Source organism: Collinsella sp. TM06-3 (assembly GCF_003436395.1).
Lineage (GTDB): Bacteria > Actinomycetota > Coriobacteriia > Coriobacteriales > Coriobacteriaceae > Collinsella.
In genome coordinates, this window is sequence record NZ_QSPG01000012.1 from 40806 (window position 1) to 63001 (window position 22196).

General features: G+C 60.0%; 18 protein-coding genes and 1 riboswitch. Of the genes, 9 read left to right on the forward strand and 9 right to left on the reverse strand.

All coding sequences use genetic code 11. The features are described from left to right. Positions 1-215 precede the first annotated feature (215 nt). A complete protein-coding gene (locus DXD56_RS06335; protein ID WP_187365011.1) occupies positions 216-1085 on the forward strand; it encodes a patatin family protein in 870 nt (289 codons plus the stop codon). A 101-nt stretch (positions 1086-1186) separates the two neighbouring features. On the opposite strand, the gene DXD56_RS06340 is transcribed toward DXD56_RS06335, so the two are convergent. Genes DXD56_RS06340 through thiM form a run of 3 tightly spaced genes read right to left on the reverse strand, consistent with a single transcriptional unit; the run spans position 1187 to position 3063 of the window. Beyond that, a complete protein-coding gene (locus DXD56_RS06340) occupies positions 1187-1882 on the reverse strand; it encodes a thiamine phosphate synthase (RefSeq protein WP_006234517.1) in 696 nt (231 codons plus the stop codon). Next, a complete protein-coding gene (locus tag DXD56_RS06345) occupies positions 1879-2220 on the reverse strand; it encodes a thiamine-binding protein (protein ID WP_233502661.1) in 342 nt (113 codons plus the stop codon). The genes DXD56_RS06340 and DXD56_RS06345 overlap by 4 nt, the downstream gene beginning before the upstream one ends. A gap of 3 nt (positions 2221-2223) precedes the next feature. Next, on the reverse strand, positions 2224-3063 hold the full coding sequence (thiM, locus tag DXD56_RS06350; protein WP_233502662.1) for a hydroxyethylthiazole kinase: 840 nt from the start codon (positions 3061-3063) through the stop codon (positions 2224-2226). A gap of 51 nt (positions 3064-3114) precedes the next feature. Continuing rightward, positions 3115-3225, reverse strand: a riboswitch (TPP riboswitch). A 163-nt stretch (positions 3226-3388) separates the two neighbouring features. Between thiM and DXD56_RS06355 the strand changes: the two genes are divergently transcribed. The 4 genes from DXD56_RS06355 to DXD56_RS06370 all read left to right on the forward strand — a co-directional run bounded on the left by DXD56_RS06355 (position 3389) and on the right by DXD56_RS06370 (position 7950). After that, entirely contained in the window at positions 3389-4297 is a 909-nt protein-coding gene (locus tag DXD56_RS06355; RefSeq protein ID WP_158549365.1) for an HAD-IIB family hydrolase, read from the forward strand. Between the two features lie 10 nt (positions 4298-4307). Continuing rightward, positions 4308-5204, forward strand: coding sequence for a LysR family transcriptional regulator (locus DXD56_RS06360; RefSeq protein ID WP_117563541.1), 897 nt, complete (start codon positions 4308-4310; stop codon positions 5202-5204). Between the two features lie 155 nt (positions 5205-5359). Beyond that, the gene (locus tag DXD56_RS06365) at positions 5360-6493 is read left to right on the forward strand and encodes a 5-methyltetrahydropteroyltriglutamate--homocysteine S-methyltransferase (RefSeq protein WP_117640605.1); all 1134 of its coding nucleotides are present in this window, start codon (positions 5360-5362) and stop codon (positions 6491-6493) included. Between the two features lie 122 nt (positions 6494-6615). Next, positions 6616-7950, forward strand: a complete 1335-nt coding sequence (locus tag DXD56_RS06370; protein ID WP_117640606.1) for a uracil-xanthine permease family protein — start codon at positions 6616-6618, stop codon at positions 7948-7950. A 59-nt stretch (positions 7951-8009) separates the two neighbouring features. Here the strand turns inward: DXD56_RS06370 and DXD56_RS06375 are convergent, their stop codons facing one another. The 4 genes from DXD56_RS06375 to DXD56_RS06390 form a co-directional block, all read right to left on the reverse strand. Then, positions 8010-8675 carry an alpha/beta hydrolase gene (locus DXD56_RS06375; RefSeq protein WP_117640607.1) on the reverse strand — a complete coding sequence of 222 codons (666 nt, stop codon included), beginning with the start codon at positions 8673-8675 and terminating at the stop codon, positions 8010-8012. A 207-nt stretch (positions 8676-8882) separates the two neighbouring features. Continuing rightward, positions 8883-10667, reverse strand: coding sequence for a carbohydrate-binding domain-containing protein (locus DXD56_RS06380; protein WP_158549367.1), 1785 nt, complete (start codon positions 10665-10667; stop codon positions 8883-8885). A gap of 308 nt (positions 10668-10975) precedes the next feature. Continuing rightward, on the reverse strand, positions 10976-12763 hold the full coding sequence (locus DXD56_RS06385) for a hypothetical protein (RefSeq protein WP_117640609.1): 1788 nt from the start codon (positions 12761-12763) through the stop codon (positions 10976-10978). 207 nt (positions 12764-12970) lie between these two features. After that, entirely contained in the window at positions 12971-14284 is a 1314-nt protein-coding gene (locus DXD56_RS06390) for an NCS2 family permease (protein WP_117640610.1), read from the reverse strand. A gap of 193 nt (positions 14285-14477) precedes the next feature. On the opposite strand from DXD56_RS06390, the gene DXD56_RS06395 reads away from it, so the two are divergent. Both DXD56_RS06395 and bsh read left to right on the forward strand, forming a co-directional pair. Then, positions 14478-14897 (forward strand): peptide deformylase, encoded by a 420-nt coding sequence (locus DXD56_RS06395; protein ID WP_117640611.1) that lies wholly within the window; start codon positions 14478-14480, stop codon positions 14895-14897. Positions 14898-15028: 131 nt separating this feature from the next. Next, on the forward strand, positions 15029-15994 hold the full coding sequence (bsh, locus tag DXD56_RS06400) for a choloylglycine hydrolase (protein WP_117640612.1): 966 nt from the start codon (positions 15029-15031) through the stop codon (positions 15992-15994). Positions 15995-16073: 79 nt separating this feature from the next. On the opposite strand, the gene DXD56_RS06405 is transcribed toward bsh, so the two are convergent. Beyond that, complete coding sequence (locus DXD56_RS06405) at positions 16074-18323, reverse strand: KUP/HAK/KT family potassium transporter (RefSeq protein WP_117640613.1); 2250 nt, start codon at positions 18321-18323, stop codon at positions 16074-16076. 211 nt (positions 18324-18534) lie between these two features. Further along, entirely contained in the window at positions 18535-19446 is a 912-nt protein-coding gene (locus DXD56_RS06410) for a DMT family transporter (RefSeq protein ID WP_117640614.1), read from the reverse strand. 118 nt (positions 19447-19564) lie between these two features. On the opposite strand from DXD56_RS06410, the gene DXD56_RS06415 reads away from it, so the two are divergent. Continuing rightward, positions 19565-20422, forward strand: coding sequence for a LysR family transcriptional regulator (locus DXD56_RS06415; RefSeq protein ID WP_117640615.1), 858 nt, complete (start codon positions 19565-19567; stop codon positions 20420-20422). A 201-nt stretch (positions 20423-20623) separates the two neighbouring features. Beyond that, positions 20624-22105 carry an aminotransferase class I/II-fold pyridoxal phosphate-dependent enzyme gene (locus DXD56_RS06420; protein ID WP_117640619.1) on the forward strand — a complete coding sequence of 494 codons (1482 nt, stop codon included), beginning with the start codon at positions 20624-20626 and terminating at the stop codon, positions 22103-22105. Positions 22106-22196: the final 91 nt, after the last annotated feature.

Genomic DNA, 22196 nt, shown 5'->3' on the forward strand with positions numbered 1-22196 from the left:
TGCGTCGTTGGGTTTATTTGTCGGTTCGTGCTCTCGGCTGATAACTACTGAGTAGTATAAACAAGTGTATGGAATTATGTAGGGGCGCCCATGTTGCGGGCGGCCATTATTCGCCAAACGGTAACGCGACGATGTTCGATGAAAATGCGACTGAGACGATATTTGTTGATGGGTATACTTGTTCCGTTTTAAAACGCAGGAACGGAGATGGTCGCATGGCACAGTCAAATATGACGCGCACGGTGGGGCTGGCGCTCGAGGGAGGCGGCTACCGCGGTATGTATACGGCGGGCGTGCTCGACGTTTGGATGGAGCACGGTTTGACCTGCGACCATATGGTGGGCGTCTCGGCGGGCGCGGCATTTGGCTACAACTTTAAATCGCGCCAGATCGGCCGCGCCATTCGCTATAACAAGGCCTATTGCGCCGACAAACGCTATGCGAGCGTGACCAGCTGGCTGCGAACCGGCGATATGTTCAATGCCGATTTTGCCTATCACGAGGTGCCCATCGAGCGCGATCCCATCGACCTGGAGGCGTATCGCGCCTGCCCCATGCGGTTTACGTGCGTGTGCACCGATATCGAGACGGGCAAGGCCGTCTACCACGACCTGCCCTATGGCGACGAGCGGGATATCGAGTGGATCCGGGCATCGTCGGCGATTCCTGTGGCGACGCGTCCCGTTGCTATTGACGGGCATAAGTATCTGGATGGTGGCGTGGCTGATTCTATTCCCAGCGCATGGCTGTTTGCGCAGGGGTATGACCGCAATATCGTGGTACTCACGCAGCCGGCGGGCTTTGTGAAGCAGCCCAACAGCGTGATGCCCATGCTGCGGCGCGTGTTCCGTCACTATCCGGAGTTTGTTGCAGCGCTTGAGCATCGGCATGAGGTCTACAATGCCACGCTCGATGACCTGGCACGTCGAGAGGCTGCCGGGGAAATCTTTGTGGTGCGGCCGAGCGAATCGGTGAAGGTGCCGTCGCTGTGCCGCGAACCGGATGAGCTCGAGCGCATCTACCAGGTCGGCCGCCACGATGCAGAGGCGACTTTGCCGGCGTTGGAAGCGTATCTGGCGGGGTAAGGGTCGCATACGGAAAGCGCATCCCGGAATGGAGGCCCAAACTGGGATGCGCTTTCCATTGCTGAAGATATGAGGCTGCGAATCAGCTGTTCGGCCTATGCCTATGCCTGCTGCCAGGTGTCGACAAGCTCCTTGGCCGCGGCGTAGGGATCGTCGGCGCTGCAGACGGCGCTCACCACAAAGAAGCCGTCGACGCCGGTTGCCTTAAGCTGCGGCAAGTCGGCCGTCTTAACGCCGCCGCCCACCACGATGGGCACGGGGCTTGCCGCGTGGAGTGCGGCCAGGTCCTCAAAGCTCTTGGTGATGATGGAGCCATCGGCTGCGCGTCCGCAGTCGCGCTTGGTCTCGGTCTCGTGGAGCGGGCCGATGCCCAGGTAGTCGACCAGACTCATGTCGGCGGTCTTGACGTACTCGAGCATTTCCTCGCAACGGGCCGAAAGGCCCACGATGGCGTCGGGGCCCAGCAGCTTGCGACAGACCTCGACGGGAATATCGCTCTGGCCCACGTGCACGCCGTCGACCGCAATGCCCTGCTCGCGTGCGGCGAGTACGCAGTCAAGGCGGTCATCGATCAGCAAGGCGACCTGACCGGTCTTGCCGGCCTGTGCGATTGCCTGCGCGGCATCGCCGGTCAGCGCAATGATCTCGCGGGCGCTTGCCACCTTGGAGCGCACCTGAATGCAGGTAAAGCCGGCGTCGAGCGCCTGGGCCACCACATCGCCCACGGGGCGTCCGAGGGTGTTTTCGGGGCCGAGCACCAGATAGGCCGAGATATCAAGGTTGTCGCGGATGCTCATCGTGCTTCCTCCTGCTTTTTGATCTGCGCTTCCATGCGCTCGAGTTTGCCGGTCATGGTGTCGGTAAATCCAGGTCGAATATCGGCTTTGAGCACGACTTCGGTTCGGATGCCCTTGTTCGCTAACACAAAGGTCGCGTCGCGCACGACCTGCATGACCTCGTCCCAGTCGCCCTCGATCTCGGTGAACATCGAGGTGGTGCGGTTGGGAAGGCCGCTCTCGCGAATGACGCGCACGACCTCGGCGACCTCGGCGGACAGTTCATCGCCGGTGCCGCACGGGGCGATGGCCACAGCGACGAGCGTGTTCATGCCGGCATTGGTTGCGGGCTCGGACATGGCTTATGCCTCCTCGAGCTCGAGTTGGTTATCGGCGATGTCTTGGGCGGTTGCGCGGTAGAGCTCGTCGATAAAGGCGACCTTAAAGCTTGCCGGGGCATCGGCGACGGCGGCGGCACGCGTGCCGGCGACGTTGTAGACGGCGGTACCGCAGACGGCTGCCGTAAACGGATCGGCAGCGCAGGCGTACACGGCCAGCACGCCGCCCTGCGAGCAACCGCAGCCGGTAATCTTGGACATGAGCGGGCTGCCGCCGTGGGATTTGGCCACGGTCGTGCCGTCGGTAATCAGGTCGACTTCGCCCGAGACCACAACGGCGCCGCCGGTGTAGCGAGCGAGCGCCACGGCGGCATCGCGGGCGGCGTCGACCGTGTCGGTGGTATCGACACCACGTACGCGGCTCAGATCGGCCGACTCGCCCTCAAGACCCCACAGGCCGGAGAGTGCGATGATCTCGGAGGCGTTGCCGCGTACGATGGCGGGCTTGTACTGCTTGAGCTCGTTTACCAGCTGGGTGCGCAGGCTACCGATGCCCAGACCCACCGGATCGAGCACCCAGGGCTTGCCGGCGTCGTGTGCCGCCTTGGCCGCGCGGGGAATCGTCTGCTCGTAGATGGGGAAGAGCGTGCCCATGTTGAGATAGATGGCGGCGCCGCCGGCAACGAGCGCCTCGCCCTCGTCGGGCAGATAGACCATGGCGGCCGAACCGCCCACGGCGAGCTGCGCGTTGGCGACAAAGTCGATCGTCACCGTGTTGGTGATGGAGCCGGCCATCGGATTGGTGGCTCGAATCTCCTCTACGGCCTTGACCATATGTTGCTTAAGCTGTTCCGAATCAATCACTGCACATGCCTCCTTGGCATAGAAAAGGGGCGCTGTGCATAGACAGCGCCCCTGTAAAGGCGGCATGCTCCCTACGCCAGCATTAACTGACAGGTTCAAAGGATTGGGCCCTATGCCCTCTCAGCCTTGTGGTTTGCACCGCCGGCACTCCCGCATCGAATCTGTTGTTCCCTATACTAGCGCACCTGCCAATATGGGACAGGTTTATTTTGGCAGGTGGCAACAGGGGCGCTGCATTTTCCCAGATAAAACCTGCCAAGATAAACCTGTCCCTTATTGGCAGGTCGTTACAATAGACGGGATAAAGAATGACCGAGGGGACCTTATGATCAAACTTGTTCTGACCGATATGGACGATACGCTGATTCCTGCTGGACACGATGGCGCCAGCGACTGCGCCATCGAGGGCATTCATGCCATGCAGGCGGCGGGCCTGCATTTTGGCCCGGTTTCGGGTCGCCAGCCGTCCGCGATGAGCTGGATGTTCCGCAATCGCTCCGAGTGCTTCTCGACCGGTGCGTTTTGCAACGGCCAGGTGATGTTTGTCGATGGCGAGGCGGTTGCCTCGCGCGCAACTGATAACGATGCCCTTATACGCCTGGCCGACTACCTGGAGCAAGAGACCGACGATACCTATTTGAAGGTCTACCGTCTGGGTGATGACTTTTGGGACAACGACGCCTATTGCGTGACAAGCGATCCCGAGCGTGTGCGTCGCGCCATGGAGTCAGGCGGCAACGCGTGGCTCAAGGGCGAAGAGGCTCCCTGTCGCCCTGTCGTTGACGATGCCCCGGTATACAAGGCGAATATCTGGAGTGCCCGTTCGCGCGAGGAGCTCGCCGAGCTGCGCGAGCGTGTTGCCGCCGAGGTGCCGGAGCTCTCGCTCGTGTTTCCCAACAACCGCGTGCGCCTGTTCGACGTTCTTCCGACCGGCTGGGACAAGGGCTGTGCTGCGCTGGAGCTGGCGCGCGCTTTGGGCCTGACGCCCGACGAGGTGGCCGTATTCGGCGATTCCGATAACGATTTGCCCATGATCGATGCCGTTCCCAATTCCGTTGCAGTCGCCAATGCCAACGAGGCCGTCACGGCTGCCGCGCGCTGGCATATCGGCGCTGCGGCAGATGATGCGGTTGCCGGGGCTCTGCATCAGATTGCCGCCTGCGCCGCGACGGGGGAGATGCCGTCGTTTATGCGTCAGATGGACGCGACGGGTTTCGACGTCACGAACGTCTAGGGAGAAAGCCATGAAGCTCCAGCAGCTCAGATATGTCGTCAAAGTTGCCGAATGCGGCAGCATCACCGAGGCCTCGCGCCGGCTCTTTGTGTCGCAGCCTTCGATTACCGCGTCAATTCGCGATCTCGAAAACGAGATGGGTGTACACATCTTTGAGCGCACCAACAAGGGCGTCATTGTGTCCGAGGAAGGCGAGACCTTCTTGGGCTACGCGCGCCAGGTGCTCGACCAGGCCGACCTGCTCGAGGGCAAGTACAAAGGCACGTCCGAGCAGGTGCCGCACTTTAGTGTGAGCTGCCAGCATTATTCCTTTGCCGTTAATGCATTTGTCGATGTGATCCGCGAGTTCGATGCCGCGCGCTACGACTTTACCCTGCGCGAGGAGCAGACCCACGAGATTATCGAGGACGTCGCGCATATGAAAAGCGAGCTCGGCATCCTGTATCTGTCGGAGCACAATCGCGAGGTCATCGAGCGCATGCTGGCGGCCAACGAGCTCGTATTCGAAGGACTCTTCTGCGCTACGCCGCATGTCTTTGTGTGCTCCGACCATCCGCTGGCGGGTCGCTCGAGTGTGACGCTCGAGGACTTGGAAGACTACCCGTTCCTGTCCTATGAGCAGGGCAGCTACAACTCGTTTTACTATTCCGAGGAGCTGACCTCGACCTTTGAGCGCCGCAAGAATATCCGCGTGCGCGACCGTGCGACGCTGTTCAACCTAGCTATGGGCCTTAACGGTTACACGGTGTGTTCGGGCGTGATCAGCCATGAACTTAACGGCCCCGGCATTATCTCCATTCCGCTCGATGTAGACGAGTACATGGAGATCGGCATCATCACGCGCAAGAACACGACGCTTACGCGCTACGGGCAGGCCTATATCGAAGCGATTCGTCAGCACATCTAGACTGCTGCGTTCTGCACGGGTCAAATCTCTTTATGGCAGTCCCAACTAATATAGGAAGCATCTATATCAAACTGTTATAAACGCATATTTTACGATGTCCATATGAGCGCTCATACTCTGTCCCAGTAAAGCAACCAATGCAAAGGGAGATATCTATGAGCACTTTGATTCAACCGAACGCGCCGTTTCGTGCCGATATCGTCGGCAGTTTTCTTCGTCCGCAGGCTGTAAAGGACGCCCGTGCCGTCTATGTCGCGGGTAAACTCGACGCTTCCGGCCTTAAGGCCGTCGAGGACGAGGCCATCCGCGACTTAGTGGCCAAGCAGAAGGCTGCCGGCCTGCAGGTGATTACCGATGGCGAGTTCCGCCGCAGCTACTGGCACCTCGATTTTATGTGGGGCCTCAACGGCATTGAGCGCCGCGCCTCGCGCACGGGCTACATGTTCCACGATGAGGAGACTACCGCCGACACCGCCGTGGTAACCGGTCCCATTAGCGGTGAGAATCATCCGTTCGTCGAGCACTTCAAATTTATCAAGTCGCTCGAGGGAGAGGGCCAGGTCGCGCGCCAGACCATTCCGGCGCCGATCCAGACGTTCTCCGAAGTCACACTCGACCGCTGCGATGGCCAGCAGGAGAGTCTGCACGCCGTCTACAAGACCGACGAAGAACTCGTCGATGCCATTGCCGCAGCATACCGCACCGTGATTGCTGACCTGTATGCCGCGGGCTGCCGCAACATCCAGTTTGATGACTGCACCTGGGGCATCTACTGCGATACCGACTTTGTGTCCAAGACTGGCATGAGCCCGGTTGACCTGCAAAGGGTGAGCGAGCTGGGCGTGGCGCTCAACAACGCCGCCATCGAGGACAAGCCCGACGACCTCGTCATTAACACGCACGTGTGCCGCGGCAACTACCACTCTACCTATGCTTTCGAGGGCGGCTATGACCCCATCGCGCCGTACCTGTTTGCACATGAGGATGTCGACGCATTCTACCTGGAGTTCGATACGCCGCGCGCCGGCGGTTTTGAGCCGCTCAGCTACGTTGCCCCGGGCAAGAAGGTCGTGCTGGGCTTGGTGACCACCAAGGCCGCAGAGCTCGAGAACGAGGATGTTATCGTCGAGCGCATCCGCGAAGCCGCAAAGTACGTGCCGCTCGAGAACCTGTATCTGTCTCCCCAGTGCGGCTTTGCCAGCTGCGAGATTGGCAACAAGCTGACCGAGGACGAGCAGTGGGCAAAGATCGCCCTGGTCAAACGCATCGCCGAGCGCGTTTGGAAATAGCGGTAACGTTTGCAGGTGACGGCGCGTGCGAGACATGGTGCATCGCGTACAATGGTTCGGATCGTATCGTTCGGGCAGGTTATCCGATATGCCCGATCGCCCTTCCATTCGAAAGGACATCCATGTCCCAGTCTTCGACGCCCGCCGTCACCGATGCCATCTACGACGCATCGTCGCTCGGCCGCCCGCGCATGTTTTTGCTCGGCCTACAGCACCTGTTTGCCATGTTTGGTGCCACGGTGCTGGTGCCCGTGCTCACCGGTCTCTCGGTTTCGGCAACGCTTTTGTTTGCCGGCTTGGGCACGCTGCTGTTCCACTTCCTGTCGCGCGGTAAGGTGCCGGCATTTTTGGGCTCATCGTTTGCCTTTATTGCCGGTTATGCCGCCATCGCGCCCAACTGCGAGGCCGAGCTTTTGCCCTACGCCTGCCTGGGCGTTGCCTGCGCCGGTCTACTCTATCCGGTACTTGCGGCACTCTTCCGCGCGTTTGGCGCCAAGCGCGTCATGCGCTTCTTCCCGCCGGTGGTGACCGGTCCCATCGTCATTTCCATCGGCTTGATTCTGGCGAGCTCCGCTATTGCCAACTGCCAGACCAACTGGCTTGTGGCTGTTATTGCCGTTGCCGTTATCGTGATCTGCAACATTTGGGGTCGCGGCATGGTTAAGATCGTGCCGATCCTGCTGGGCGTCGTGGTGAGCTATGCCGTTGCCGCCGCGTTGGGTGAGGTCGATTTTTCGGGCGTTGCCGCCGCGCCGTGGGTCGGTCTTCCCATCGTGTGGGACAACACCGTGTTTGCACTCTTTGGGCCGCAGTTCGATAGCGGCCTTGCCACGACCGCCATCATCACCATCATGCCGTTGGCCTTTGCAACCATGATCGAGCATATCGGTGATATCTCCGCTATTGGCTCCACCTGCGAGCGTAACTACATTGCCGATCCCGGCCTGCATCGCACGCTGCTCGGCGATGGTCTCGCTACGATCCTGGCTTCGCTCTTTGGCGCTCCGGCCAACACCACGTATGGCGAGAACACCGGCGTGCTCGCTCTGACGCGCGTGTTCGACCCGCGCGTGATTCGCATTGCCGCGTGCTGCGCCATCGTGCTTTCCTTCTGCCCCAAGTTCGCTGCCGTGATCGCCGCCATGCCGCCATGCGTTATCGGCGGCGTGTCGCTCGTACTCTACGGCATGATCAGTGCCGTAGGCGTGCGCAACCTCATTGAGAACCAGGTCGATTTCCAGAACAACCGCAACGTGCTGGTGGCCGCTCTTGTGCTCGTGCTTTCGCTCGGCATCGCGTACAGCACCGCCGGCGCCATCGTGTTGGAGCTGGGCGGCGTGACGATTTCGCTTTCGGGTCTTGCCGTGGGTTCGCTGGTGGGTATCGTGCTCAATGCGATTCTGCCGGGTAATGACTTTGAGTTTGATGTCTCGGAACTCGAAGGGTCTGCCGAATAGCAGCTGTGTCCAACTCAGTTAAAAAGCCGGCCATGCGTCCGATGCGCATGGCCGGCTTTTTAGTGCGCAAGAACCCAGTGGATGCCACGCGCCATGCGCAGGTCGGTTTGGGCAAAGTGGTTGCCGGGGTTGAGTTCCAGTGTTGTGAGGATGCCGCGCTCAACGAGCAACGTTTCCATTGCGCGCGTGTCGTCAAGTACGTGCCGCATCATGCGGTTGGGCGTCTTGGTTTCCTTTTTGCCGAGTGACAGATAGACGGCCTGCGGGTTGCCGGCAAAAGGGGTCGTGCTGGCGCGATCGACAAAGTCGGGAAACCACAACGACCCCGATGCGCTTGCGGCGCGGCTAAAGGCGTCGGTTTGCCAGAGGGCCCAAAGCGAAAAGAGACCCGCCAGCGAATAACCGGCAATGCCACGCCAAGCAGGTGGCTGTGGGAGCGATAATTCGACCTTTGGGATTATCCGGTTCAGTAACTCATCAAGAAAACCGGCAGCTTGGCCGCCGAAAGGCTCGGCATCGCGCACGGTCCCGTCGCATTCCCAGGGACTCAGCTCGCGATTCCAATCGAGCCCGCCAATGGCGACAAGGGTGAACGGTGGACAGCCGAGCTCTCGGCAGCGTTCATAAACCTCCGTGCCGTCGCCCATGACCACGGGAAGATAGATGACTGGTGCGCTTTCGGCATGCTGTGCATGAACGGTTATCTGCTTTTGATGCGCTTCCATGACGGGCTTCTCTCGGCGTTGTGATATCGACGGCCCCCATTGTCGCACGCCGGCTCATGCAGGTTGGGCTAGACCAAAGACAATCTCGTGCATACCCTGCGGACGCATATGGAAAACGCCACCGCCGGAGGGGAGCTCGGCGGTGGCGTTGTTAAACGGTGCTGGGACTCGGAGCCTTCGCGGGAGCTGCCATGTGCGCAGAGGCGTCTAAGAGCGCTTGCGGCTCGCCATGGTGCCTGCGGCGATAGCGGCTGTTCCCGCAAGGACGGTTGCCACGATGGCCGCACCCGAGGTGTCGCCGGTTGCCGCGAGCACGCCGGTAGTCTTGGCTTTCGTGATTGAAGCCGCAACGGCCTTGGTCGGCTTTGAGCCCTCAGGCTTGGGGTTCTGCTTGGACTCCGCGGGCTTGCTTTCTGCGGGCTTGGTCTCGTCGGGCTTGGGGTCTTCCGGCTTGGCTACCTCGGGAGGTGCGATGACCATGCTCTTGGCGACAGCTTCGTTATAGGGGGAGTCGATCACAGCGTCGCCCGTGCCGATGGCTTGGCCTGCCTCGTAGATGCCGTCACGGAGCTTGCGATAGTCAATGACCTTGCCGCCTTCGGGCGTCTGGATGGCGGCGTTCTCAATCTTGATGGTGCCGATTGCCTTGCCGTCAGCGCTCATGGCACGGGCAAAGATTGCCGCTGTATCTCCTTCGGCCGTTACCTTGCTGCGGATGATCGAGATGACTGCGGGTGTGACGCCCTCGCTGGTCTGGGCGATGATGCCGATGTTCTCGCCTTGGGGCTCGGGGCTCGTCTCGCCATCTTGGTTTTCGCTGTAGGGGATGGGGCCGTCGCCGTTCTCGACATAGCGGGCTATGGCCTTGACAACGGAGTCGCTGATGTAGATGTGGCCACCCTCCTCGTTGGGTCGATCGCTTCTGGTGGAGAATGCAGCCGAAACCTCGCCTTCCGCAAACGCGTCCACGGTGGAGCCGTTCTTGACGACGATATCGTCTGGGTAGGTGAAGAGGGCAATGGCGCTACCGTATCTGCCTTTACTTGCGCGGACTGTCACGTTTGCATGATCGAGGGTGATGCCCTTGTGGGCATAGACGCCATATTCAACACCGTTTACGTTGAGGGAGGCGTTTGTGGCTGCGAGGCTGCCCTTGGCCTCGACGGCAGCGTCTTTCTCGGAGCTTGCCTTGACCTGGCTGCCGTCCGAGATGTTGATATTGCCGCCGCTCCAAAGGGCCTCACCATCAGCTGAGCTTGCCTCGACCGTCCCGCCACCCTTGATGGTGAGGTTCTTGTCGGTTCCAATACCCTTGTCCTCGGTAGTCCTGGCGGTGACGGCTCCGCTGTCGTCAATCGTGATATTACCGTTTGCCCTGATGCCATCCGATGCACCCGTGGCGTTGACGTTGCCCGAACCTTTGATAGCGAGATCACCCCCGGCATTTATGGCGTCAAACCCAGTGCTCGTGGCGTTGACGGATCCGGCTCCGTCGATGTTGATATTACCCGTGGAGAGGATAGCGTCCTCAGTAGATGTCACGCTGAGCGTGCTGCCCGCGTCGCCTTGGATATTGAGCTCGGCGTTCTCGTTAGTGCCATGAGAAACGTTGATGCCTTCGATCCATTCGGCAGTGACGATGTTGGTCCCCGAGTAATTCACGTTGAGCTTGCCTGCGGCCTGGATCTCGCCGCCGTTATAGTTGTTGAGCTTCAAGTCGTCGGCGCCGTCCCACGACCAGGTACCGGCCTCGTCGCTCGCCGCGGTGTTGTACTTGTTGCCGCCGACCTTGACCCATTCCGCCGCGAGCGAGACGCTCGGCATGAGCAGCGAGCTCACCGTGAGCGCGCACACGGCGCCTACGACGATGCGGCGCGTCACGCGGCGCCAGCTGCCGTGCGCGAGTCCTATGCGACGGCGAACGTCGGGTTCGGCAACATGGGTTCCGGCGGTAGTGTCATTGCGTTTGGGGGTCGTGAACAAGGCTGCCATGGTTGCTCCCGTTCTCATAGGGCCTATACGGCTAGATTCAGCGTATCTGCTGGATGTTGCCGGCGGTAGTGCCGTTTGGAGGGCAAAATGTCCAAAATCCGGAAGAGGAATAAGCTGCGCACCTACGCGTTGTCGGGCATTAATCACAAAGCGCGGAGCCGCTTGTTGCGACTCCGCTCGCGTGTGCGCCATACGAGTGCAAACAGGAAACGCCACCGCCGGAGGGGAGCTTGGCGGTGGCGTTGCTAAACGGCGTGCGGACTAGGCGTATTCGGGGGTGCCGCCCCGTGCGTTAAAGATCGAGGCGTCTATGCACGCTTGCGACTCACCGCGGCGCCGGCGGCGATGGCGGCTGTTCCCGCAAGGGCGGCTGCCACGATGGCTACGCTCGAGGCGTCGCCGGTTGCCGCGAGCTTGCCGGTGGTCTTGGCTCCCGTGGCTGCAACTGCAACGGTCTTGGTTGTCTTCGTGCCCTCGGACTTGGAACCCTCGGGCTTGGTCTCGCCTGGCTTCTCCTCGGGTTTGATCTCCTCGGGAGGCACGATGACCGTGCTCTTGGCGACAGCTTCGTTATAGGGGGAGTCGATCACAGCGTCGCCCGTGCCGATGGTTTGACCCGCTTCGTAGATGTCGCCGTTGCTGAGCTCTTCTTTGTTGCGATAGTCAATGACCTTGCCGCCTTCAGGCGTCAGGATGGTGGAGCCTTCGATTTCGATGGTGCCGATTGCCTTGCCGTCCGCGCTCATGGCAAGGGCGAAGATCGCCGCCGTGTCTCCTTCGGCAGTGACCTTGCTGCGGACGATCGAAATAGTCGCGGGCGTGATGCCCTCGCTGGTCTGGGCGAAGATACCGATGTTCAGACCCCTAGGCTCAGGGATGACCTCGCCGCTTTGGTCGTTGCTGTAGTGGTCAGGGCCGTCGCTACCGGACTCGACATAGCGGGCTATAGCCTTAACAACGGAGTCGCTGATGTAGATGTGTCCGCCCGCGTCGTTGAGCTGGTGGTTTCTGGTAGAGATTGCAACCGAGAATTCGCCTTCCGCGAACGCGTCCACGATGGAACCATTCTTGATGACGATGTCGTCCCCGTCAGTGATGAGGGCGATGGCCTGGCCGCCGCTCGCGCTTGTGCGGACCGTTACGGTCGCGTGATCGAGTATAGCGCCCTTGCAAGCATAGACGCCATATTTAACACCACTTGCGTCAAGGGAGGCGTTCGTGACCGCGAGACTGCCCTCAGCGTTGACGGCAAGATCTCCCTCGGAGTTCGCCTTGACCTGGCTGCCGCCCGAGATGTCGATGTTGTCGTCAGCCCAAATCGCCGCTTCTTCTATCGAGCTTGCTTCTACCTTGCCACCGCCTTTGATGATCAGGTCACTGCCCGCGGCGACGCCGTAACCTTCGCCTCCTTTAGCGATCACTGTACCAGAGGAATCGATGGTGGTCTTGCCCTTGGATTGGATGCCTTCGGTACCGCCCGTTGCATTCACGGTGCCCGAGCCTGTGATAGAGAGATCGCCCTTTGCCTCAATTCCGTCGGAATTAGTGCTTGTGGTGTTCACAGTGCCTGGGCCAGAAATGGAAAGGTCACCTGTTGATTTAATTGCATCGGCCTCGGCTGTCACATTGAGCTCATCCGTGCTATTCGAGCTCGTTATGTTCAACTCTGCTTTCTGGCTAGTGCAATCCTGCGCCTTGATGGCGGCCCCGGTGTAATCGGGCTCGGTTTTCACGGTGTTCTTGCCCTCGTAGGCAATGTTGAGCTTGCCCGCAGCCTTGATCGCACCGCCGTCATAGCCGTTGAGCTTCATATCGTCGGCGCCGTCCCAGCTCCAGGTGCCGGCGGCGTCTCCCGTGGGCCCCGCGGCCGCTTCATGGCGGACGCCGCCAACGTCCACCCACTCCGCCGCGAGCGAGACGCTCGGCATGAGCAGCGAACTTACCGTGAGCGCGCAGGCCAGGCCGCAGACGATGCGGCGCGTCACGCGGCGCCAGCTGCCGTGCGCGAGCAGCGTGCGACGGTGCACGTCGGGCTCGACAAAATGGGCTCCTGAGGTTTTATCATTGCGCTTGGGGGTCGTGAACAAGGTGGCCATGGTTACTCCCATCCTCATAGGGCCTATGCGATTACGCCCAGCATATCTGCAGGATGTAGCCGGCGGTAGTGCCGTTTGGAGGGCAAAATGTCCAAAACTTGGGAGGCAATACATCGCGCGTCCGTGCGGTGCCTGGCTTTAAAAGAAAAGCGCGGAGCCGCTCGATGCGACTCCGCGCTTTGGTGTTCTGCTTTGGCAGCTTTGCCGTTACGCTACAAAGAAGTAGACGAGGAAGGCAAGGGCTGCGATCCACATGAGCGGCTTGATCTTGGATGCCTCGCCCTTAAAGAGCGCGACGACCACGTAGGCGATAAAGCCCAGACCAATGCCGGCAGAGATGGAGTAGGTGAAGGGCACGCCGGCGACAATCATGAACGCCGGGAAGCCCTGCGACACGTCGGACCAGTCGATCTCGGAGGCCTCGCTCATCATGAGGTAGCCGACGTAGACCAGAGCACCGCAGGTGGCGGCGCTGGAAACGATGGTGACGATGGGGGAGAAGAACGCGGCGAGAATGAACAGCACGCCGGTGGTGACGGAGGTGAGGCCCGTGCGGCCACCGTCGGCAGCGCCAGAGGTGGACTCGACGAAGGTGGTGATGGAGGAGACGCCCATAAAGCCACCGGCAGCAGCGGCCACGGAGTCGACGACCAGGATGGGACGGATGTCCTCGACATTGCCGTCCTCGGTCAAGAACTCGCCCTGCTTGGCGACGGCCATCGCGGTGCCCATGGTGTCGAAGAAGTCGCTCATGAGCAGCGAGAAGGCAACGACGAGCAGCATCGGGTCGGTCAGGACCTTCACGATGGCAAGGTTGCCGTCGGCAGTGCTGGCAAACGGGGCGCCGAAGGTCGAGAAGTCGAGCGGTGCGATGAGGCCCTCGGGCGCATGGGTGACGCCCAGCGGGATTCCGGCGATAACGGCGACGATGATGCCGATGAGCAGCGAGCCCGGCACGTTGCGGGAAGCCAGGGCAACCGTCACGACGATGGAGATGATGCCGACGATAAAGGTGGGGGAGGCGATGTCGCCCAGGCCGACGAGCGTACCGGCGCCAGCGGTGATGATGCCGGCGTCGCACAGGCCGATCATGGCGATAAACAGGCCCAGACCCACCGAGATGGCGTGGCGCAGGACCACGGGGATGGCGTCCATGATGGCCTCGCGCAGGCCGCAAAGGACGAGCAGCAAGATGACGATACCCTCGAGGAAGATAACGCTCATGGCGACGTGCCAGTCACCGCCGCACATGGTGGTGGTGATGCCCGCGATCATGGCGTTGATGCCCAGGCCTGAAGCGCAGGCGAGCGGGCGGTTTGCGAAGATGCCCATGCAGATGGTCATGATGCCGGCGCCCAGGCAGGTGGCGCAGGCGAGCGCTCCCGCATCAATGCCAGCGCCCGAGAGCACTGCGGGGTTGACGGCGATGATGTAGGCCATCGCCAGGAATGTTGTCAGTCCAGCGCGAAGTTCGGTCCCGATTGTGGACTTGCGCTCACTGACGTGAAAAAGTTCGTCCATGCATACCCTTTCCTTGTTCGGCCCCGAGTTTAGGCCGATTGACACGAACTCACTTACTATATCGTCTTTACAACCTTGCTGTTCCTCGCATGTTGATGTTCGGCGCTTTGTAACAGACGGACGGTATTTATCGCATGAAAATGTGTGGGTACCGTATACTTAAGCGGTTACAACAACCCCTATGGAGGAACGTATGATTAAAGAGCTTTGCCACGACGAGGCTATCCTGTCCCAGCGTTGCGAGGTTGCGACCGTCGAGGACGAGTCGGTTGCTCAGGACCTGATCGATACCATCAAGTCGCTCGACGATGCCGGCTGCCTTGCCGCTAACCAGATTGGCGTTACCAAGAAGGTCTGCGTCTACCTGGACGACGCCGGCGAGCCCCACGTGCTCTACAACCCCCGTCTGGTGTTTGGCCTGGGCGCCAGCAAGATGGAGGAGAGCTGCCTGACGCACGAGGGGGTCACCAAGTCCACGCGCTATATCAAGTGCAAGGTTGCCTTTGACCAGATCGTCGATGGCAAGATGCGCGAGCGCAAGCAGGACTTTGTGGGCTTCGAGGCGCAGATGATCCAGCATATGATCGATCACTGTCTTGGCAAGCTTGTCTAGGGCGACCACAGCACCGCACTTCGTCGTTTTTGGTCCGGGCGTGACATTGTTGTCATGTCCGGGCTTTTGTGTTTAGCGCCTTTTTGTTTGGTGACAATGAACTTAGCAAGAACGTAAAGCTAGGAGGCGCTATGTGTACGAGCATTCGATTTACCGATAATTCCGGCAACATGTATCTGGGCCGCAACCTCGACTGGAGCTTTGACTACGGCCAACAGGTTCGCGTGATGCCGCGCGGGTTTCACATTCCGTATTCGTTTATCGACGACACGACAGCGGCACACGCGGTGATCGGTATGTGCATCGATTACAAGAACTACCCTATGTTCTTCGACTGCGGCAACGATGCGGGCCTCGCCGTGGCAGGTCTCAATTTCCCGGGTTATGCCGAGTATGCCGAGGACCCTGTCGACGGCAAGACCAATATCGCGGCCTATGAGTTTCCCCTGTGGGTGGCAGCGACGTTCTCGACGGTCGATGAGGTCGAGGCCGCGCTGCGCGACACGGTGATTGTCGCCAAATCTGCCGGAGAGGGGCTGGGCGTGTCGCTGCTCCATTGGATTATCGGCGACAGCCAGCGTAGCATCGTGGTCGAGATGATGGCTGACGGCCTGCATGTATACGACGATCCGGTCGACACCCTTGCCAATCAGCCCACCTTCCCGTGGCATATGGAAAACCTACGCACTTATATCACCGCCACAAGCGATTTTCCGCAGACGGCGACGTGGCGTGGCGCCGAGCTTAAGCCCTATGGAGCCGGTGCCGGCATGCGCGGCATTCCCGGCGACTGCTATTCGCCGAGCCGTTTTGTAAAGGCAGCGTACCTCAACGCCAATTACCCGCAAAAAGACAGCGAGACCGAAAACGTCGTCCGCATGTTCCGTTCACTCGAGGGCGTGGTGATGATTGAGGGGGCGTCCAGGATGGGCGATGGCAAGTTCGAGAAGACTATCTATACCGGATGCTTTAGCGCGCGCACAGGCAATTATTACTACGCGATGTATGAGGATCCGTCGATTCGCTACGTGAGCCTGATGGATGCCGAGGGCGCGAGCCCCGATAGGCTTGTGGTTCCCGAGCCGCGTCGTTCGTAGCCGAGGGCTTTACTGAAATGCAAAGCGCCCCTGCATCTCCTGTGAGGTGCAGGGGCGCTGTCGTTGATGCGCGACGTCGCTAGAAGTTGGCGTCGTTGAGCTGGGCGCTCTCGAGGCCGTCGAGCAGTTGCTGTTCGGGCGTATCGGCGACGCTCTCGAGCAATTCGGTGGGATCGACGTTCATGTCCCTACCGGCCTCGTTGCCGTTGACCAGGTCGTCCGAGAAGATATCGACTTCCATTTCCTCGGCTTCTTCGATCTGGACCTCGAGCGGCACATGGGTGCGTACGAGTTTGACCGCCGGACGCATGCGGGCAAAGAGAGGCACGTACTCGATGATGATCGCCGAGTTCTCAAGACCGTACCAGCGTGCCGGGCTTCCGCAGGCGCGGCGGACGGCGTACTTGATGGCCATCACGCGGTGGTCGTTGCGGTTGATGTCCGTTTCGGGGGCAAGCATCTTGCGCAGCATGCAAAAACGGAAGTCGCCCACGTTGCCGCGTGTCTCGTAGATGGAGTAGGTGTGATGCTGCGGTGGCAGCTCACCCGATGTCATCAAGTCGCCAACGATCTGACGCAGATAGGCGTTGATGCGCTGGTTGACCTTAAAGCCCAGGTCCAGGCGCACGCGGAACAAAAAGTCCGTGCCAAAGGTCTCGACGGAATACTCGTGCGTATAGGGCTCGTCGGTAACGTGCACGTTGATGAACCAATATGCCTTGGCGCGCTTGGGGTGCTTGTCCAGGATGGAATAGAGCACGTCGCGGTCGAGCGTGAGCGGGTCGGGGCTGTTGGTGAGGAACACCAGATTGTCGGCGAGCACGGGGTAGGTCTCGTCGTTGCGCAGGCGGTTGAGCTGATCGATGTACTTGGAGACGGGCAGCAGGATCGTCTGCGTGCGCTCGATGGCGGTGCCGCGGCGCCACACGTACATAAGGCCAAACAGCAGCGAGGCCAGGAAGATCATCACATAGCCGCCGTCAAAGAACATGGTGAGGCACGAGGCAAAGAAGCAGAGCTCGATGGCGCCAAAAAGCAGGGCAAAGACGCAGGCGCCCAGCTTGTGCTTGAGGATGCCGGCGATATAGCTCGTCAAAAGCGTCGTGGTCATGAGCATAGTCACGGTGATGGCGAGGCCGTAGGCGCTCTCCATGCGCTCGGAGTTTTGGAACAGCAGCACGATGAAGATACAGCCGACCCACATGATGTTGTTGACGAGCGGAATATAGAGTTGACCCTTGGTGTCGCTGGGGTAGTGGATGCGCAGATGCGGCATAAGGTTGAGACGCGTGGCCTCGGATACCAGCGAGAACGAGCCGGTGATAAGCGCCTGCGAGGCGATGATGGCCGCTACGGCCGATAGCACGATGGCAAAGGGGCGCAGGGGCTCGGGAAGCATCATGTAGAACGGGTTGACGATGTCCATCGCGAGCATCTGGGGATTGGAGTTGTTGGCGAGCAGCCAAGCGCCCTGACCCAGATAGTTAAGGATGAGGGCCGCCTTTACGAACGGCCAGGATGCGTAAATGTTAGCCTTGCCCACGTGACCCATGTCCGAATAGAGCGCCTCGGCGCCGGTCGTCGACAGGAAGACGAAGCCGAGCACCATGATGCCCGAGTGGTTGATGGGCGAGAACAGGAACATGATGCCGCGGATGGGGTTGAGTGCGCGCAAGATGGACAGGTTGCCGAGCATGTTGAACAGGCCGGCGCCCGCCAGGAACAGGAACCATAGCGTCATGAGCGGGCCGAAGAGCTTGCCGATTGACGAGGTGCCGGCGCGCTGCATGGCAAATAGGCCGCAGATAATGATGATGGTAATAATGATGACGTTGGTCTGGCCGTCGCCCAATAGCGCGTGGCCCCACTCGATGGTGCGCAGACCCTCGATGGCTGTGGTGACCGTGACGGCGGGGGTGAGGATGCCGTCGGCAAGCAGCGCCGCACCGCCGATCATGGCGGGAAGGATCAGCCACGGCGCCACTTTGCGCACGAGACTGAACAGGGCGAAGATACCGCCCTCGTTGTGGTTGTCGGCCCTCATGGCGATTAGCACGTACTTGACCGTGGTTACGAGCGTCATGGTCCAGATGACGAGCGAAAGCGCGCCCAGGATCATGTCCTCGCTGACGGTACCGATGCCGCCGTTGTTGGCGACGATTGATTTCATGGTGTACATAGGGCTCGTGCCGATGTCGCCATAGACGACGCCGAGCGTTACGAGCAACATACCAGCAGAAAGGGGAATGGCTCCATGCCCGCTCTGTCCGTGCTGGTCTTGGAGGTTTGCCTCCAGTTTGTTGTGTGCCACGTGGACTCCCTTAGACATCCGGTTATCTGTCTAGGGCAGATAACCTTTATGCCATCTTTATACATATAAGAGCAGTTTGGCACATCGGGGTGTTTTAGACAATAATCCCCATCTGGGGATTATTCATGTACGCAGGTAGCATTTCAAAACAGGGGCGCACCGGCTGTATGGTCTTGCTGCAATGTGATAACCACGGACGCGCCCCTGCTTTGAAACTGAAGAGGGGCTTTTAGGCGCGTGCTGCTTGGGCGATGCTTGCTTTGGTGTCTGCGCGTTTGCCGGCGACTTCGCAAAAGATCGCGCCGCCGATGATCAACGCGGCGCCCATGAGGCGGATGGGCGTCATGGTCTCTCCCAAAAGGGCAACGGAGAACACGACGGCCGAAAGCGGCTCGAGGTAGCCGACGACCGCGACGGTCTGGACGGGCAGCTTGGCGACGGCACTAAAGTAGAGCAGGCAACCGATGCCGGTGTTGACGACGCCGAGCATGGCGACGGCGCCCCAATCGATGCCGGCGGCAATGCTGGGGGAGAGGAACGAGGGGGCACCTTGCGTGAAGAGCGTAAGGATCAACGCGGTTACAAAGGCGGCGCTCACCTGGAGCGTGGAGTTCTCGAGGCCTTCGATGTGTGGCGCACCCTTGCTAGCGATGACCATCAAGGCGTAGCAGAAGGCCGAGGCGATGCCGCAAGCGATACCCGCAATGGGCATATTGCCGCCTAGACCTTGCGCCGCAATGAGAAAGGCGCCACAGGCAACGGCGATAAACCCGGCGATTTTGCCGCCGGTCAGCTTTTCGCCAAAAATGAGCGGGGAGAGGGCCATAACGATGATGGGGCCGCAGTAATACAACAGCGAGGAGATGCCAACGCCGATCGTCTGATAGGCGCGGAACAGGAAAATCCAGCTGGCGCCCAGCGCGGCGCCCGAGACGATGAGCGCTGCGGCCTCGCGGGGGCGAGACGGAGCCTGCAGGTTATGGCGCTTGGTTATGAAGAGGATGGCGGCAAGGGTGAGAGCGCCCAAAAACGTGCGCAACAGTACGATATCGGAGCTCGGCAGCGCGATGGCAGCGGCGATGATGCCGTTGGAGCCAAACAATAGCAATGCTGCTAAGTACGTAAACAGTCCGTTGTTCATGTGCTGACATCTCCTCTATATCCGAGCATGTTCACTATGGGTGAGGTGGCTTTAGAAGAAAAGCGAATATAATGCATGGATAACATGACAAAAACTCATGTAAAGGTGGAGGGATGCCGTGGAAACGAATATTCAAAAGATGCAAGTGCTGCTCGAGACGGTGCGTGCCGGCAGCTTTACGCATGCTGCAGAGCGGCTGAGCTATTCGCAGTCGGGCGTGAGCCGCATGGTGGGCGACCTTGAGGCAGACTGGGGTTTTAAGGTGCTTGATCGCGGCCGCGAGGGCGTGGTGCTTTCTGCCGACGGGCGGCAGGTCATGCCGGCAGTCGAGGCGTTATGCGAAGAGTTTGGCCGCCTGCAGCGACGCGTGGACGAGATGCGGGGGCTCATGCGTGGCAAGATCTGTATCGGTACATTCTCGAGTGTGGCGACCCATGTACTGCCGCCGGTGATCGCGCGGTTTCGCGCTGATCACCCGGATGTCGATTACGAGCTGCTGATGGGTGATTACTCCGAGATTGAGCAATGGGTGGCGGAAGGCCGCTGCGACCTGGGCTTTATTCCGCGCGAGCCACGCGGCGCCGGCATGGCGTCGCGGCCGTTGGTGCAAGACGAGCTGATGGCCGTGGTGCCAGCGGACTCCTCGCTTGCCACCGCGGAGGTCGTTTCCCTTGCCGATTTGGCCAACGAGCAGTTTATTCTTCTGGAACGCGGTAGCGACGACGAGATTACGCCGCTGTTTCGCCGCGCGGGTCTGGCGGTGCGTTCTAAGCTATCGACCTGGGATGATTATGCGATTATGGCCATGGTCGAGGACGGTCTGGGCGTGAGTATTCTTCCGGCGCTCATCTTGCGCCGCTGTCAGTTCGATGTCGCCGTGCGTCCGCTCGAGGGACATCCCCATCGGCAGATCAACGCGATATATCGCACGGCTGACGTTTCGCTTGCCGCCGCTCGATTCCTTGAATATCTCTAAACGCGTGCGCGTCATTGTCCGCCTTGGGCAAATCTCGGAGTTCGGTACGTTTTCTTGTGAAATTGAACTTCCGAATAAGGTACGGCGCTATACTGCTGCCTAAATTGAACTTAGGTTCAATTCGTGTTCTATAAATTGAACTTTGCCAGCAAGGAGGTTCCTGTGGCCCAAGAGACGTTTAGCGATCGCCTGCGACAGACTATGTCCGATCGCGACGTTCGCCAGTCGGACGTAATCCGCGCATCGGAGATGCTCGGCAAAAAACTCGGCAAGAGTCAGATGAGCCAATATGTGAGCGGCAAGACGATCCCGCGGCGCGATGTGGCAGAGCTACTCGCCCGTATTTTGGAGGTTGATGTTACCTGGCTGATCGCCGGTGACGCCGATCAAGGCGAGGAATCATCGCCTCGCAACGTGCCCAAGCCCGAACCCCATCCCTCAGCTCAAATTCCAAGGAGCACCACCATGCGTACTTTTTCTAAATCCACCAAGCTCGATAACGTCCTGTATGACGTGCGCGGCCCCGTCGTCGACGAGGCCGCCCGTATGGAGGACGAGGGCGAGCGTATTCTCAAGCTCAACATCGGCAACCCCGCGCCCTTTGGTTTCCGCACGCCCGATGAGGTCATCAAGGACATGCGCCAGCAGCTGCCCGACTGCGAAGGCTATTCCAACTCGCGCGGTCTGTTCTCCGCGCGCAAGGCAATCATGCAGTACTCGCAGATCAAGGGCCTGCCCAATGTTCAGATGGAGCACATCTACACGGGCAACGGCGTGTCCGAACTCATTCAGCTTTCGATGAACGCGCTGCTCGACAATGGCGACGAGATTCTGATCCCCAGCCCCGATTATCCGCTCTGGACGGCGTGCGCAACCCTTGCCGGCGGTCATCCCGTTCACTATCTGTGTGATGAGCAAGCGGATTGGTATCCCGACCTGGAGGATATGGAGTCCAAGATCACGAGCGCGACCAAGGCCCTCGTCATCATCAACCCCAACAACCCCACGGGCTCGGTCTATCCGCGCGAGGTGCTCGAGGGCATCGTTGAAATCGCGCGCAGGCACCAGCTCATGATTTTTGCCGACGAGATCTACGACCGCCTGTGCATGGACGGCTACGAGCACGTCTCCATTGCATCACTCGCCCCCGACCTGCCCTGCGTCACCTTTAGCGGCCTTTCCAAGTCGCACATGATCGCGGGCTATCGTATTGGCTGGATGGTGCTTTCGGGTAACCAGCGCTGCATGAGCGACTTTATTATGGGCATCAACATGCTCTCGAACATGCGCCTGTGCTCCAACGTGCCGGCTCAGTCGATCGTCCAGACGGCGCTCGGCGGCCATCAGTCTGTTAACAACTACATCCGCCCCGGCGGTCGTGTCTACGAGCAGCGCAACTTTGTGTATGAGGCACTCAACAAGATCGACGGCATCTCGGTGGTCAAGCCGCGTGCGGCGTTCTATATCTTCCCCAAGATGGATGTGAAGAAGTTCAACATCACCGATGACGAGCAGTTTGCCCTCGACCTGCTGCACGAGAAGAAGATCCTGATCACGCGCGGTGGCGGCTTCAACTGGGCTGAGCCTGACCACTTCCGCATCGTGTACCTGCCGCGCATGGAAGTGCTCAAAGAGTCGCTCGAAGACCTTGCCGACTTCTTCGACCATTACCGCCAATCGTAGGGGATTAGGTATCTGCCGCCGCAAGAATCGAGGCGTCGCAGGATAGACATACGACAGACACTATGACCCAATCCAGGGGCACGGAAACGAC